Raw genomic sequence first — 13,362 nt, forward strand, 5'->3', positions numbered from 1 at the left:
GGGGGCGGGGGACGCGCGGTACTCCGTACGAGGGTCCGGCCGGCCCGCACGGCGTGCCCGGCAGGCGCGGGACGCGCCCGCGCGGCGCGCACCGCGGAAGACCGTCGAGGCCCGGGCGTTGTCAGTGGCTCCGCCCCGGCGGGTGGTCTGACCCCTGCCGGGGCGGCGGCCCATCCGTGTTTCTTCGCCGGGTTCCTGAGCGCGCCTCAGGCGGCGGCGGGCGCTGCTCGCGGTCGCGGACGTGGCCGCGGCCCGCTACCACCGGCGCACCCTGCGCGCCTCCCTCGACCCGGTGGTCACGGGCAACCGACACGGAGCACGGCACCACCAACGTCGACGCCAACAACCCGCTGCGCGAGGCGTTGTTTGTCCCGGCTCACGGGTGACGATCCGCCGCCCCCGCGGGTCGGTCCCGAGGAGATGGCGGTGGCCACGCTGGACGCCCCGGTCGTCGCGAAGAAGGTTCCGCTGCCCGAGGCGCTGGCTGCGCGGCTTCGCCGAATCGCAGGTCGTCACCACCGGGTTCGACCTGCGGGCCGAACTGAGCGCCGCCGAGGCGACCCGATTCCCGCGCTCCCTCCCCCGCACCCCGGCGGGCGGTGGAGCCGCGGGCGGCGCGCTGTGGGTGGTTCCCTCGGGCCGTACGCTACGCCCCACCACCCGCCCGGTGCCCGGCGCGGTCTGTCTGCCCGGCCCCGAGCGCCTCTCCGCCCTCCAGCGGGTGCTGCGGCACGCCACCGGCCTGCGGTTGTACGGCTCCCTGACCGCCTGGTGGCTCCCGGCGGTCACGGGCCGCGCCCTCCATGACGGGCGCGGCGGGACCGCCGTGCTGACCTCGCTCGCCGCGGCCGGCGGGGAGGCCGGCCCGGCGCTGCACCTCGTGGTCGCCACGGGCCTGGGCGCCCGGCATCCGGAGGACCGGCTGAGGGCCGTGGACGCGCTGCTCACACTCGCCGCCGCCGGTGAGCTGAATGCCGCGCGCCTCGGCGGGGACCTGGGCGAGCTGCTCGCTCTGGGGACGGCCAGGCCCAGCCGGCGCGCGGATGCGCTGCGCACCGCCGCCGCGGCTCGCCGGGGTCGCCGCCCGGGGCGGCCGGTCCCGCCTCGTCACGGAAGCCGGCCGGCTGCGGGAGGCACTGCGCCGCACTCGGGAGGGGTGATCGGCTTCAGGGGGCGCCGTGGGCGCGGACGGGTCCCTCCGTCCTCCGGTCGGCCCGTGCGACGGCCCCGCGGCTCATCGCCGTGTGGAGGAGCCAGCCGGCCGCCGCGCCGACGGCGTACCAGAGGAGATCGGGTGCGTTGAAGGTGGAGCCGAGTACCAGCCGGGCGACGGTGCTGCGCTGCGAGAGCTCCGCGGGCAGGCTGCTGAGCTGGAGGAGTTCGACGGCCCAGCTCGCGGCCAGCGCGGACGCGGCGGCCTTCGCGGGCGGCATCCGTGGCGCGGCCAGGACGATGAGGGTGAGCAGCAGGACGGTGTACAGCGCGTCTCCGCCGTACTTGGCCACGCTGCCCGCCGCCACGGCCCTCAGCCCCAGCCCCGCGCCGACGGTCAGCACCGCGGCCGCGGCGGCGGTCCGACGGATCCGTACGGCCCCGGGGGCGGGCCCGGGGGCGCGGTCACGGGTTCGGGTCAGGGGGTCCACGGGGTCATCCTGCCGCAGCGGTGCGGGCCACTCCGGCCCCGGGCCCCCGGTGGTACCCCTGGAGCGGGCGGCAGCCGGGCAGACCGCCGGCCGGGAGCGGCGCCCGTGTGTTCGCGGCAACCCGTACGTGATCATCGCGGTGGACGGGGAACAGGCGAGGGTATGCCCCGATTCGCACGTCCCTTCCCTCCCTTCCCTCCCGCCCGTCACCTCCTGCGCCGGCTGCTGTCCCGGCGGCGGGACCCCGTGGTGGTGCAGAGCGTCCGGTCGACCGGGGCCGCGGTGGTGTCGTACGTCGTCGCGCTCCGCCTCAGCCACGAGCCCGCGCCGCTGACGGCCCCGCTCACGGCCCTGCTCGTGGTCCAGGTGACCCTCTTCTCCACCCTCACCACGGGGGTGCGCCGCGTGAACTCGGTCGTGGCCGGTGTCCTGATCGCGATCGGCTTCAGCGCGCTCGTGGGCCTGACCTGGTGGAGCCTCGGCCTGGTCATCCTGGCCTCGCTGGTGGTCGGACACCTGGTCAGGGTGGACGAGTTCGTCCCCGAGGTGGCGATCAGCGCGATGCTGGTCCTCGGCGTCACACGGGTGGCCGACACCGCCTGGGACAGGGTGCTGGAGACGCTGATCGGCGCGGTGGTCGGGCTGGGCTTCAACCTGCTGTTCGCCCCGCCGGTCTGGGTGGAGCCCGCCAGCCGGGCCATCGACGACCTCGCCTCCCGCATGGCGGCGCTCATGACCGGTATGTCGGACGAGCTCACCGGGCGCACCACCGTCGCCGGGGCCTCGCTGCGGCTGCACGAGGCACGCCGGCTCGACAACGACATCGCCGAGGTGGACGCCGCCCTGCGGCAGGCGGAGGACAGCCTGCGCATGAACCCGCGCGTACGGGAAGGGCTGATGTTCCGGCTGGTCCTGCGTACGGGCCTGGACACGCTGGAGATCTGCGCGGTGGTCCTGCGCGTCTCGGCGCGGGCGCTCACCGACCTGGCGAAGGCCCGCGCCGACGAGCCGCTGTTCACGCCGGCGGTGACCGCGGCCCTGCAGGACCTCTTCGGGCACATGGCACTCGCCGTGCACAGCTTCTCCCGGCTGATCACCGCCCAGGTCACCACGAACGCCGAGGAGCAGGAGGAGCGGCTGACGCGCGAGCTGGGGATGGCACGGGAGAGCCGGGACCTGCTGGCGCGCCTGCTGCTTGAGCAGGTGCACACCTCACCGGCGCAGTGGCAGCTGCACGGCGCCCTGCTCGCCGACGTCGACCGGGTGCTGGACGAACTCGACGTGGACAAGCGGTCCCAGCGGCTCATGGAGGAACTGGACCGGCACTCCCGGCTGCGCCACGAGCGCGGCAGCCGGGTCCACCGCGCGGTACGCCGGGTGGGCCGGCGCCGGCCCGGCTAGTGTGCCCGCAGCGCGGCCAGTCGCTGTTCGAAGGGCACCACCGTGAAGCCGTCGGCCGGGCCCACCGAGGTGACCGCCCCCGTCGCGGAACGGGGTGCGACCGCGGCCGCGGTGTCGGCGTCCGGGGCGTTCCTCCCGGCGGCGGAGTTCATGGAGCGCGCCAGCTCCGCGCCCGCACGGGTGATCCGCTGCGCCAGCCCCTCCTCGCCCCAGTCCTCCGAGGCCGCGTACACGGCGGTCGGTACGACGGGCGCGCGCAGGTGGGCGAAGAGCGGGCGCAGGGCGTGTTCGGTGACCAGGGAGTGGCGGGCGGTGCCGCCCGTCGCTCCGAGGAGCGCCGGCTTCCCCGTCAGGGCGTCCTGGTGGATGAGGTCGAAGAACGATTTGAACAGGCCGCTGTACGAGGCCGCGAACACCGGTGTCACGGCGATCAGGCCGTCCGCGGCGGCCACCGCGTCGAGAGCGGCGGCCAGCCGGGCGGGCGGGAACCCGGTGACGAAGTGCTGGGCGATCTCCGTCGCCAGGTCCCTCAGCTCGATCACCTCCGAGTCGGCCTGCACCCGGTCGAGCGTCGCGGCCGCGAGGCGGTCGGCGAGCAGACGGGTCGAGGAGGGGGAGCTCAGCCCCGCCGATACGACGACGAGCTTCATGACCGTCCCTCCCCCGTCGTGGTGGTGTTCCGGGCCGCCGCCACGCGGGCCGCGTGCGTCGGGGCGTCCGGCACACCGGCCGGGCGCAGGTTCGCGAACTCCTCGCGGAGCACCGGGACGACCTCCTCGCCCAGCAGGTCGAGCTGCTCCAGGACGGTCTTCAGGGGCAGGCCCGCGTGGTCGAGCAGGAACAGCTGGCGCTGGTAGTCCCCGGCGTAGTCCCTGAAGGAGAGGGTCCGCTCGATGACCTGCTGCGGCGAGCCGACGGTCAGCGGGGTCTGGGAGGTGAACTCCTCCAGGGAGGGGCCGTGGCCGTACACCGGCGCGTTGTCGAAGTAGGGGCGGAACTCGCGGACCGCGTCCTGCGAGTTCTTGCGCATGAACACCTGGCCGCCGAGTCCGACGATGGCCTGCTCGGGGGTGCCGTGCCCGTAGTGGGCGTACCGCTGGCGGTAGAGGTTCACCATCTGCCGGGTGTGGGAGGCCGGCCAGAAGATGTTGTTGTGGAAGAACCCGTCGCCGTAGTACGCGGCCTGCTCGGCGATCTCCGGCGAGCGGATGGAGCCGTGCCACACGAAGGGGGCGACGCCGTCGAGCGGGCGCGGGGTCGCGGTGAAGGACTGGAGCGGCGTACGGAACTTGCCGTTCCAGGTGACCACGTCCTCGTCCCACAGGCGGCGCAGCAGCGCGTAGTTCTCGACGGCGAGGTCGATGCCGTCGCGGATGTCCTTGCCGAACCAGGGATAGACCGGACCGGTGTTGCCGCGTCCCGTCATGAGGTCGACGCGTCCGTCCGCGATGTGCTGGAGCATCGCGAAGTCCTCGGCGATCTTCACCGGGTCGTTCGTGGTGATCAGCGTCGTGGAGGTGGACAGGATCAGCTTCTCGGTGCGCGCGGCGATGTAGCCGAGCATCGTCGTCGGCGAGGAGGGGACGAACGGCGGGTTGTGGTGCTCACCTGTTGCGAAGACGTCGAGGCCGACCTCCTCGGCCTTCTCCGCGATCGCGAGCATCGCCTTGATCCGCTCGTGCTCGGCGGGCGCACGTCCGGTCGTCGGATCGGGCGTGACGTCACCGACGGTGAAGATCCCGAACTGCATGGCTCCCCTTCCCAAGATTGTTTACGCTTCAACCATACTCGGGAACGGAAGGGGGTACCGCGGTATTCCCGGCTCCCATGGGTCCACCGCAGCGGGGCCGCACGTCGCAGGCCTGGATGACGGCACGGCGGGTAGACGCGGCGCATGACCGACGAGAAGACCTCCTGGCACCCGGGCGAGATCGTGCCGGCCAGCGGGATCTACGAGTGCGACTGCGGCGGCGAGCACCACTGGAGCACCGACGTGAAGGGGCACCGCTTCCCGCCGCTGCAGGACGTGTGCCTGGGCGAGTACTGGACGCTGAAGACGCAGGCGCATCCGGAGAGCGAGCCCGGCTGACCGCCGGGTCCGGACTGCCGACGTGACCGCCGCGCCCGGACCGCCGGAGCGCCCTGTGCCCGTACGGAGTCGCCCGTGGCCGCGCGTGCGCCCGGCCGGCTGCCGTGACCGAGCGGCGGTCACGGCGGCCGGCCCTTTCCGTCAGAAGCCGCAGGCCGCTCGCGCGTCCGGGAAGCGGTCGGGGTGCCGCCGCCGGTACTCGACCAGGGACTGGGCGACCGCGGCGCCCTCGCCGACCGCGGCACCGACCCGCTTGACGGATCCCGACCGTACGTCGCCCACCGCGAACACCCCGGGCACGCTGGTCTCCATCTGCAGGGCGTCGGGGCCGGCTCCGCCGCTTCCGGTCAGGACGTAGCCGCGCTCGTCGAGCTTCAGCGCGCCGCCGAGCCACTCGGTCGAGGGGCGGCCGCCGATCAGGACGTACAGGCAGTGCGCGGTGACGGTCCGCTCGCCGCCGTCGCGCTCCCGCAGCCTGAGCCCGGTGAGGCATGCCCCGCCGAGGCATTCGGCCACCTCGGTGCCCAGCAGGACCCGCAGCCCCGGGGTCCGCTCGATGCGCTGCACGAGGTAGCTCGACATGGACGCGCCGAGGTCGGTGCCCCGTACCAGCAGGGTGACGGAGCGGGCGTAGCGCGCGAAGTAGAGGGCGGCCTGTCCGGCGGAGTTGCCCGCGCCCACCATGTACACGTCCTCCCCGACGGTGGAGGGGGCGTCGGACAGGCACGAGCCGTAGTACACCCCCGAGTGGAGGAGGCGGTCGACGCCGGGAGCGGTCAGGCGGTTCCATTCCACTCCGGTGGCGACCACCACCGCGGCGGCGGTGACCGAGGCCGCCTCCTCCGTGCCGGCCTTGACGAACTCGACGCGGAGGTCACCGGTACCCGTGGGGGTGACCCGGCTGGCCACCCGGGTCGGCTGCCACTCGACGCGTGCCCTGCGGGCCTGTTGCAGGGCGCGCTGGGCCAGGTCGCCGCCGGTGAGGCCCACGGGGAAGCCGAGGTAGTTCTCGATCCGCGAGGTCGATCCCGCCTGCCCGCCGGGCGCGTCGTCCTCGATCACGACGACGCTCATGCCCTCGGCGGCGGCGTACACGGCCGCGGACAGGCCTCCGGGGCCGCCGCCGATCACGGCGACGTCGTAGTGGTCCCGCTCGGCCGGCCGGATGAGGCCCAGCCGCTCGGCCAGCTCGCTGATCGAGGGGTCGGTCATCCGGGTGCCGTCGCCGAGCCGGACGGTCACCGGGGCCTCCCGCCCGTCCTCCTCGGGCAGCCAGCGGAAGATCACGCCGCTGCGGCCGAGGAAGTCGCGCACCGCGTAGGCGGCGGGCGAGAAGCGGCTTCCGCGCACCTCGGCGGTCGGCAGATCACCGTGGAAGTCGGCGTTCCAGGTGCACAGGGAGTCGTCGAGCGCGCCGCGGAGGTGCTCGGCCCGGTCCTCGTCGCTCCCGGACCCGCCGCGGGCGCCGGGCACGGCACCGGAGTGCCCGGCCAGGGGCAGCCAGCGCACACCGGGGTGGGCGGCGCCGGGCGCGGGGGCCTCGTCGGCGAGCACGGCCGCGACGGGCACGTTCCGGTCGGCGAGCGAGTGCAGCGCGCGGACCACTTCCGCCGGTCCGCCGACCTGGAGCACGCGGAACGACGTCCGGTACCAGCTTTGCACCAGCTCGGCCGTCTCGTGCCGGCGGAGCGGATCGGAGTCGGAGAGAACGATCACCGGCAGTGCCGCATCGGCCATCAAGGGGTCCTCCAGGGTTGTGCGAAGATCGGCTTCCCTCCGGTCAACGAGCGGGGACGCGATACGAATCGGCCGCGGAGCGGCCGTGCGGGCAGGCGGGAACGTCCCCCGGACGTGGGGCGGGGAGACGCGGTGCCGCTCCCCGCCCCCGTGCACGTCTCAGAGACGGCCGAAGAACTGGTTGCCGCGGGCCGCGTGGTTCTCGCTCGTGTAGTACTCCTTCATCGCGGAGCTGATCTCCTCACGGCTCAGCTGCCCGTCGCCGTCGACGTCGAGCCGGTCGAAGGCCTCGTCGCAGGTCTGGTGGGGCAGGCGGAACATGCCGTGCAGCAGGGAGGTGTACTCGTCGCGGCTCAGCATGCCGTCGCCGTCACGGTCGCCGAGTTCGGTCCAGGCGTTGCTCATGTTCCTGATCCGCTCCCAGATCCGGTTCTGGTCCGTGACGATCCGGGCCCGGAACGCCGCCCGGAACTCCTGCCGGTCGACTCCGTTGTCGTCGTTCCGGTCCATCCGCTGGAAGACGGTGTCCCAGAGTTCCGCCAGCGAGTCGCGGAGCCCGGCCACGGCGTCCGGGGCCAGACCGAGCGACTCGGCGAGCCTGTCCGAGAGGCCGATGACGTCCGACTTGTCGAGCCGCCCGTCGCGGTCCGCGTCGAAGACGTCGAACGACCGGTCCAGCTTCATGTCCAGAACGCTCATGACACCATCCCCTTCACTGCACGTAGCCGCACCGCCACGGTGCGAAGCGGGCCCAGGTAACCACAGGCCGTGGCCCGCCCGCATGGAAGGAACGGGAGGAATGGGCATTCCGGGTGACGGCACCCGCCCGGGGCCGGAGCCGGCTCACCGCGCGCCGGCCCCCGTGCCGGGGCGCCGCTGGTGGCGCAGCCATGCCGTCAGAGCGGCCTGGAGCTCGGCGACTTCGCGGTGGGTGAGGTCCTCGCCGACGGCACCGGCGTGCAGGCGCACGCCCGCGCCCGTGACGGTCCATCCGGCGCCGCGCCTCGGACGGGAGGCGAGGGTGCGGCCGTCGGCGAGGGTGGTCAGGGCCTGGCGGACCGCCGGGGGGATGCCGGCCGGGCCGGGCGGGAGGGCGGTTCGGGGCCGGGGGACGAGGCCGATCGCGGCGTAGAAGGTGCTCAGCGCGTCGTCGAGCGTTCCCGGGCCGGCGGGGGCGGCGCCGGTGAACTCGGCGATCAGCTCCGGATTCGCGCGGGGTGCGTGCTCGCCCCACGGGCGGGGGTGGAGCGGGTGTTCGTCGGTGTCGAGGCGGACACAGACCGGCGGGATCAGCTCCCGGCCGTACCCCTGGTGGACCAGCCCCGCGTACACCCGGCGCAACGTCGCGGCCTGGCGCGGCACCGGATGGTCCGGGCCTGCCGGAGCCTGCGGCCGTGAAGGGCGCGGCGGCAGCCCGAGGAGGCCACTGCTGTGGTGCAGGACGCCCGCCCGTGTGAGCACCACCGTGGCCTGCCGGCCCTTCCTGTCCCAGCCGAGCCGGAACCCCACCGCTACGGTCCCCATCCACCCGCTCCTCCCCGGCCGCCGCCGGGGCCGGCCGTCCCGCAGCACGGTAGCCACGGCCGCGTACCCCCCGGACGGGCATCCCCGAGGTCCTCCCCCGGCCGGCCCGAGTGTGCTACGGAGCACGACCCGGCGACGGCTGCGCCTGGGGGGGCGGGTGGGCTACGTGCGGAGGGGGGTGGGTTCCGGGTCGTTCAGCTCGGCGATCAGGGCGTTGCGGCCGGCCAGCATCTCCGTGAGGATCCTGCGGGCCGCGCGCAGGAGTTCGGCGACGTCACCGCCGGCGAGGGCGTAGGTGACCGTCGACCCCTCACGGGTGGAGACGACGATGCCCGAGCGTCGCAGGACGCCCAGTTGCTGCGAGAGGTTGGAGGCCTCGATGTCGATCTCGGCCAGCAGGTCCCGTACGGGCATCGGGCCGTCCTGGAGGAGCTCCAGGACGCGGATGCGGACCGGGTGGCCGAGCATCCGGAAGAAATCGGCCTTGGCCTGGTACAGCGGGACCTGCATGCCCACGACGCTCCTGTTCCCCTGCGGACGGGCTCCGGCTCGGGTGGGGATCACCACCTCACCCATCGTCGCGTCCTGCCGGCCCACGCCGAACCGATGTTGACCGATTTCACATGTGCCGAGTTGAAGAGTTCTTCAATTCATGGGCATGCGTGGGCCCGACGGACACGACGGTCAGACCTCCAGATCCGCTTCGATGCGGCTCAGCTGGTGGCGGGCCATCGCCAGGTTCGACCTGCCCCGGTCGAGCACCAGGTAGAGGAAGAGACCGCCGCCCGAGCGGCTGCGCCGGATCCGGATCAGGTGGTACTGACTGCCGAGGGTGATCAGTACGTCCTCGATCTCGTCCTGCATGCCCAGCATTTCCATCGTGCGGATCTTGGCCCGGATGACGTCGGTGTTCCCGGCGGCCGCCACCGTCAGGTCCAGGTCCTTGCCCCCGCCGAGCGTGCCCAGGGCCATCCCGCTGGCGTAGTCCACCAGCGCCACTCCCAGGGCCCCCTCGATCGAGGTCATCGCTTCCTTCAGTGACACTTCCACGTTCGCCACGGCTGTCCTCCGGGTGTCATGTGCCGGGACCGGCACGGGTGTTCCGTACGGGGACGCTACCGAGCCCGCGGCTCCGTACCGCCGGATCAACGGAAATGGCGTGATTGCGCCCCTCGTTACTCAGCGGGCGCGGCCGGCTCGCGCAGACGCGCGGCCGCCGTGCGCCAGGCGTCGGTGACGGCGGCGTGCGCCTGGAGGGTGCGGGCGGCGGTGTCCCCGGTGAGTCGCAGCGGGGGTCCGACGTGGACGTGCAGCCTCGGCCGCCGCAGCGGGGCGGTGACGAGCCCGGCGACCTGTTTGGCGGCGCCGCCCGAGGTGACGCGTCTGGCCCCGGCCTGGCCCACCGGGACGACGGGCACTCCGGTGCGCGCGACGAGCCGGGCGAGCCCGCTGCGGAAGGCCAGCGGCGCGGCTTCGGCGGCGTCGCGGCGGGTGGCCAGGCCGCCCTCGGCGTACATGAGGACCGAGCGGCCCGCCGCCAGCGCCGACGCGGCGTGGTCGAGGGCTTCGGCGGCCCGCCGGTCCCCCCGGTGGACGGGGATGTGGCCCTCCCGGACGAGCAGCCGGCCCAGGACCGGGGTGCGCCACAGCCCGGCGGCGGCCATGACGACGGGCTCGACGCCGCAACGGCGCAGGGCGGCGAGGACCACGGCCGGATCGGCGAGGGAGGTGTGGTTGGCGACGATGACGCTGCCGGGCGGCAGGTGGGCGCCCGGCGCCGTGGTGACGCGGACGCGTCCGAAGGCGGGGACCAGGAGCTGGGCGAGGCGGCTGAGCATGGCGTTCTGTCCCGTTCGTGACGGCGGCTGTCAGGGCTGCCCCCAGCGTCGTCGGCGACGTGCCGGGGGCGCCTGAGTCGTCGTACTCAAACCCGCCGGTCGCCCTACTCGGAGGACGCATGGGCTCCGGGGGCCGGCGGGGTGGCGTCAGCTCCGGTGGAGGACGTCCCTGGCCCGTCCCTTCGGCGTGCTCGGGCAGGGTGGTGAGCACCTTCGCGGTCTGCGGGGAGAGCCGGACCGCGTACGGCCGGCCGGTCATCGGCGCCTGCTCCGGAGCTCTTCCACCTCGACGAACGCGGTCTCGTCCCGGCCGGCGGCGAGGAAGGCGTCCACCGCCGGGGCGGAGGCGAGGCGGGGCCAGGTGTTGACGACGCCGCCCCGCCGGGCCCGCTCGCGGTCACGCGCGCGCCCGCGGTCGGGCGGAACCGGTCATCCTGCGGTCGCGGAGCGCCGGTCCCAGGACGACAAGTGGTCACGGGCGTCCGCCCTCAGGTAGTCGCGGCTGTCGGGCCAAGGGCGTTGAGGTCGCCGTACGCCCTGGACCGGGCGCCGGGGCGGGTGGCTCTCGGTCAGGTCCGCGGCGGGCCGGTTTGACGGGCAACCCTCCGTGCCCGTCTCGCCCCGCCCCCGGCGGTGCTGATAGATCCCTCTCCGTACGGAGTCAGCCCCGGGCGACCACCCATCGGAAGAACGGGAACAACCATGCTCACACGCGCGAAGGCCGCTGCCGGTATCACGGCCGCCGGTCTGGTCCTCGGTCTGACCGGCGCCCTCACCGGTGCGACCGCCGCCACCGCGGCGCCGGTACCGCAGGCGGCCGTCCGGACCGTCACCGTCCAGGCCGTCAACAACCTCGGCCTCAACACCGGCGAAGCCAAGAGCGTGCAGTGCTACGTCCGCATCGCCGGATTCAGCCCCGGCCCCATCGACGGCCGGCTCGGCCCCGACAGCTGGAAGGCCTGGCAGCGCTTCCTCAACGACCGCGGGTACCCGGCCGGGGCCGTCGACGGCGAGGTCGGGCCCAACACCATCCGCGGCCTGCAGAGGTTCCTCAACTACGTGGGCTACGACACCGGCGGCGTCGACGGCATCGCCGGTACGAAGACCAGGGCCGCCTGGAAGGCGTTCTCGCACATCGGCGACAACGGAACCTGGTGCTGACACCTCGCGCACCCGGCCGTCCCGGGCACGTGCCCGGGACGGCCCTCGCCGGACGGCCGCTACTACGGTCGCCCCGTCGGCAGCGGCCGGAGGCCGGGCCAGCGTGCGAGCACGCGTCGGCGCATACCGGTGCTGAGGCGGCTCACGCTGCCGAGCGCCGCGTGACCGCCCGTCATGTCCGCTACGAAGCCGAGCCGGTGGACGAGCCGTTGCCTGGCCGTGGCGGTGCCCCACCTCCAGTCCTTGTGCGGGATCCGGGCCAGGTGATCGGTGCTCTGGCGGCGGGCCCGTTCCACCAGTCCGTCGCCGCCGAGCAGCCAGCCGGCGCACGCGTCGGTGAGGCCGGCCGGGGTTTCCGAGCCGGTCGCGGTGCGCCACGCGTCGCGGTAGGCGCCCTCCGCCCGTTCCAGCAGCCGCGCCTCCCCGAGTTCGCCGGATGCGCCGGGCGGCACGGGAACCTCCAGGCCCCGGCCGGCCGCCGGAAGGCTTCGACGTCGGCCTGGTCCGGGCCCTGCCACCGGGGCAGCGAACCGGCGTCCTCCGGGCGGCCGGTGGCATGCAGCCGTGCCAGCGCCTCCGCATGGCCGACGATCCAGTCACCGGCCGGGCGCCGGTGATCCAGATGCTCCAGCACCAGGACCCGCTCGCCGGGATCGGTGGCCAGCAACGCGGGCACCACGGGAGCTTCCCCCCGGGCGGCGAGCCGCAGGGCCGTCACCTCGCGGACGCACCGCTCGTCGGCGTCAGGACCGCCGACGATCTGCTTCATCACCACCGTCGCCCCCGGCAGCACGACCCGCCACACCCGCGAGCGAGGGCTGCTGCCCAGCCTGCGCCACCGTACCGGCGGTCCCAGCTCGGCCCGTAACGCGTGCCCGAAGGGCGGCAGTCGCAACCACATGCGCCCAGCCTCCCCCGGGGACCGCCGGCCTGCCCCGGGTGGCCGGCGCCCTCAGGCCGTCGGCCGGCCGTCCACGGGGATGTCCAGCCGCTCGGCGACGGCGGTGAGGGCGGCCCCCAGGGGGAGGGCGATCCGCGTGGCGGCATGCCGGTCGCCGCGGGTCGGTTCCTGGTTGACGATCAGTACGGGCTTTCCGGCCCGGGCCGCCTCGCGGACGAACCGGAGTCCGGACATCACCGTCAGGGAGGAGCCGAGGACCAGCAGCGCGGTGGCCTCGCCGACCAGTTCGCGGCAGCGTTCGACCCGCCGCGCGGGGACGGACTCCCCGAAGAAGACCACGTCCGGTTTGAGGATGCCGCCGCATCGTGCGCAGGGCACCACGCGGAAATCGCGGACCTGCCGGTCCGTGAGGTCGGCGTCACCGTCCGGGTTCATCGCGGCCGCCACCGGCTCGAAGCCCCGGTTGGCCTCCTCCAGCCGGCGTGCGAGTCCGTCTCGCGAGCCGGTGTCCCCGCAGTCGAGGCAGACGACCCGCGCCAGGCTTCCGTGGAGCTCCACCACACCGTCGCTGCCGGCCGCCTGGTGCAGGCCGTCGACGTTCTGGGTGATCACCCCGGTGAGCAGGCCGTGCCGCCCGAAGGCCGCCACCGCCCGGTGGCCGGCGTTGGGCCGGGCCCGGCCGAAGGTGCGCCAGCCGAGGTGGCTGCGCGCCCAGTACCGGCGGCGGGCCTGAGCACTGGCGGTGAAGTCCTGGTAGGTCATCGGGGTGTGCCTGGTGAGGCTGCCGCCCTCGCCGCGGTAGGCGGGGATCCCGGACTCGGTGGAGATGCCCGCGCCGGTGAGCACCAGCACCCCTCCGGTGCCGAGCGCGTCGGCGACCGGGCCGGGATCCGTGGCGGCCGGCGGCGGGTCCTCGCTCGGGGTCCAGCTCAGAGTGGGGCGCGTGCGCATGCTGCCAGCGTACGGAAGCGGCAGGGGTGCGGGCACCCGGCCGGCTCCCCCGCCGGGCCGTCGGGCGGGCGGCCGCTCCAGGGCGCCCGGCCGTGCGGGCCGGATCCGCCGCGCCCC

General features: G+C 74.4%; 14 protein-coding genes and 1 pseudogene. 4 read left to right on the plus strand and 11 right to left on the minus strand.

The genetic code is table 11. The features are described from left to right. Positions 1 to 147: 147 nt before the first annotated feature. A pseudogene (locus tag ACZ51S_RS17200) lies at positions 148 to 865 on the plus strand (SWIM zinc finger family protein); the annotation flags it as partial. Between the two features lie 301 nt (positions 866 to 1,166). Here the strand turns inward: ACZ51S_RS17200 and ACZ51S_RS17205 are convergent. Next, a complete protein-coding gene (locus ACZ51S_RS17205; protein ID WP_468474569.1) occupies positions 1,167 to 1,643 on the minus strand; it encodes a ribosomal maturation YjgA family protein in 477 nt (158 codons plus the stop codon). Between the two features lie 162 nt (positions 1,644 to 1,805). Between ACZ51S_RS17205 and ACZ51S_RS17210 the strand changes: the two genes are divergently transcribed. After that, positions 1,806 to 3,044 (plus strand): FUSC family protein, encoded by a 1,239-nt coding sequence (locus ACZ51S_RS17210; protein ID WP_468961293.1) that lies wholly within the window; start codon positions 1,806 to 1,808, stop codon positions 3,042 to 3,044. On the opposite strand, the gene ACZ51S_RS17215 is transcribed toward ACZ51S_RS17210, so the two are convergent. Both ACZ51S_RS17215 and ACZ51S_RS17220 read right to left on the minus strand, forming a co-directional pair. Beyond that, positions 3,041 to 3,694 carry a CE1759 family FMN reductase gene (locus tag ACZ51S_RS17215; protein WP_468474571.1) on the minus strand — a complete coding sequence of 218 codons (654 nt, stop codon included), beginning with the start codon at positions 3,692 to 3,694 and terminating at the stop codon, positions 3,041 to 3,043. The genes ACZ51S_RS17210 and ACZ51S_RS17215 overlap by 4 nt on opposite strands. Further along, positions 3,691 to 4,794: an LLM class flavin-dependent oxidoreductase gene (locus ACZ51S_RS17220; protein WP_468474572.1), complete on the minus strand. Its 1,104-nt coding sequence runs from the start codon at positions 4,792 to 4,794 to the stop codon at positions 3,691 to 3,693. The genes ACZ51S_RS17215 and ACZ51S_RS17220 overlap by 4 nt, the downstream gene beginning before the upstream one ends. Before the next feature lie 144 nt (positions 4,795 to 4,938). Here ACZ51S_RS17220 and ACZ51S_RS17225 point away from each other — a divergent pair, with 144 nt between their 5' ends. Further along, a complete protein-coding gene (locus ACZ51S_RS17225) occupies positions 4,939 to 5,133 on the plus strand; it encodes a hypothetical protein (protein ID WP_468474573.1) in 195 nt (64 codons plus the stop codon). 141 nt (positions 5,134 to 5,274) lie between these two features. On the opposite strand, the gene ACZ51S_RS17230 is transcribed toward ACZ51S_RS17225, so the two are convergent. From ACZ51S_RS17230 to ACZ51S_RS17255, 6 genes are all read right to left on the minus strand, one after another. Beyond that, positions 5,275 to 6,870, minus strand: a complete 1,596-nt coding sequence (locus tag ACZ51S_RS17230; protein WP_468961296.1) for an NAD(P)/FAD-dependent oxidoreductase — start codon at positions 6,868 to 6,870, stop codon at positions 5,275 to 5,277. Between the two features lie 159 nt (positions 6,871 to 7,029). Further along, positions 7,030 to 7,569: an EF-hand domain-containing protein gene (locus ACZ51S_RS17235; RefSeq protein ID WP_468474575.1), complete on the minus strand. Its 540-nt coding sequence runs from the start codon at positions 7,567 to 7,569 to the stop codon at positions 7,030 to 7,032. A 144-nt stretch (positions 7,570 to 7,713) separates the two neighbouring features. Beyond that, the gene (locus tag ACZ51S_RS17240) at positions 7,714 to 8,394 is read right to left on the minus strand and encodes a hypothetical protein (protein WP_468961298.1); all 681 of its coding nucleotides are present in this window, start codon (positions 8,392 to 8,394) and stop codon (positions 7,714 to 7,716) included. Positions 8,395 to 8,556: 162 nt separating this feature from the next. Next, a complete protein-coding gene (locus ACZ51S_RS17245) occupies positions 8,557 to 8,904 on the minus strand; it encodes an ArsR/SmtB family transcription factor (RefSeq protein WP_468474577.1) in 348 nt (115 codons plus the stop codon). A 174-nt stretch (positions 8,905 to 9,078) separates the two neighbouring features. After that, the gene (locus ACZ51S_RS17250; RefSeq protein ID WP_388940627.1) at positions 9,079 to 9,453 is read right to left on the minus strand and encodes a hypothetical protein; all 375 of its coding nucleotides are present in this window, start codon (positions 9,451 to 9,453) and stop codon (positions 9,079 to 9,081) included. A gap of 116 nt (positions 9,454 to 9,569) precedes the next feature. Next, positions 9,570 to 10,232, minus strand: coding sequence for a lysophospholipid acyltransferase family protein (locus ACZ51S_RS17255; RefSeq protein ID WP_468961300.1), 663 nt, complete (start codon positions 10,230 to 10,232; stop codon positions 9,570 to 9,572). Between the two features lie 702 nt (positions 10,233 to 10,934). On the opposite strand from ACZ51S_RS17255, the gene ACZ51S_RS17260 reads away from it, so the two are divergent. Further along, complete coding sequence (locus tag ACZ51S_RS17260; RefSeq protein ID WP_468474579.1) at positions 10,935 to 11,393, plus strand: peptidoglycan-binding domain-containing protein; 459 nt, start codon at positions 10,935 to 10,937, stop codon at positions 11,391 to 11,393. Between the two features lie 62 nt (positions 11,394 to 11,455). On the opposite strand, the gene ACZ51S_RS17265 is transcribed toward ACZ51S_RS17260, so the two are convergent. Together ACZ51S_RS17265 and ACZ51S_RS17270 are read right to left on the minus strand one after the other, a co-directional pair. Next, positions 11,456 to 11,845 carry a hypothetical protein gene (locus tag ACZ51S_RS17265; RefSeq protein ID WP_468885991.1) on the minus strand — a complete coding sequence of 130 codons (390 nt, stop codon included), beginning with the start codon at positions 11,843 to 11,845 and terminating at the stop codon, positions 11,456 to 11,458. Between the two features lie 500 nt (positions 11,846 to 12,345). Beyond that, positions 12,346 to 13,245, minus strand: coding sequence for an NAD-dependent protein deacetylase (locus ACZ51S_RS17270; protein ID WP_468474581.1), 900 nt, complete (start codon positions 13,243 to 13,245; stop codon positions 12,346 to 12,348). Positions 13,246 to 13,362 lie beyond the last annotated feature (117 nt).

Source organism: Streptomyces sp. NPDC034043, from assembly GCF_055575675.1.

What these genes read in the sequence shown, in the direction of transcription:
- ACZ51S_RS17210 (WP_468961293.1), top strand. Translation starts at nt 1,806, where the DNA reads ATGCCCCGATTCGCACGTCCCTTCCCTCCCTTCCCTCCCGCCCGTCAC.
- ACZ51S_RS17215 (WP_468474571.1), bottom strand. Translation starts at nt 3,694, where the DNA reads ATGAAGCTCGTCGTCGTATCGGCGGGGCTGAGCTCCCCCTCCTCGACC.
- ACZ51S_RS17220 (WP_468474572.1), bottom strand. Translation starts at nt 4,794, where the DNA reads ATGCAGTTCGGGATCTTCACCGTCGGTGACGTCACGCCCGATCCGACG.
- ACZ51S_RS17225 (WP_468474573.1), top strand. Translation starts at nt 4,939, where the DNA reads ATGACCGACGAGAAGACCTCCTGGCACCCGGGCGAGATCGTGCCGGCC.
- ACZ51S_RS17230 (WP_468961296.1), bottom strand. Translation starts at nt 6,870, where the DNA reads ATGGCCGATGCGGCACTGCCGGTGATCGTTCTCTCCGACTCCGATCCG.
- ACZ51S_RS17235 (WP_468474575.1), bottom strand. Translation starts at nt 7,569, where the DNA reads ATGAGCGTTCTGGACATGAAGCTGGACCGGTCGTTCGACGTCTTCGAC.
- ACZ51S_RS17240 (WP_468961298.1), bottom strand. Translation starts at nt 8,394, where the DNA reads ATGGGGACCGTAGCGGTGGGGTTCCGGCTCGGCTGGGACAGGAAGGGC.
- ACZ51S_RS17245 (WP_468474577.1), bottom strand. Translation starts at nt 8,904, where the DNA reads ATGCAGGTCCCGCTGTACCAGGCCAAGGCCGATTTCTTCCGGATGCTC.
- ACZ51S_RS17255 (WP_468961300.1), bottom strand. Translation starts at nt 10,232, where the DNA reads ATGCTCAGCCGCCTCGCCCAGCTCCTGGTCCCCGCCTTCGGACGCGTC.
- ACZ51S_RS17260 (WP_468474579.1), top strand. Translation starts at nt 10,935, where the DNA reads ATGCTCACACGCGCGAAGGCCGCTGCCGGTATCACGGCCGCCGGTCTG.
- ACZ51S_RS17270 (WP_468474581.1), bottom strand. Translation starts at nt 13,245, where the DNA reads ATGCGCACGCGCCCCACTCTGAGCTGGACCCCGAGCGAGGACCCGCCG.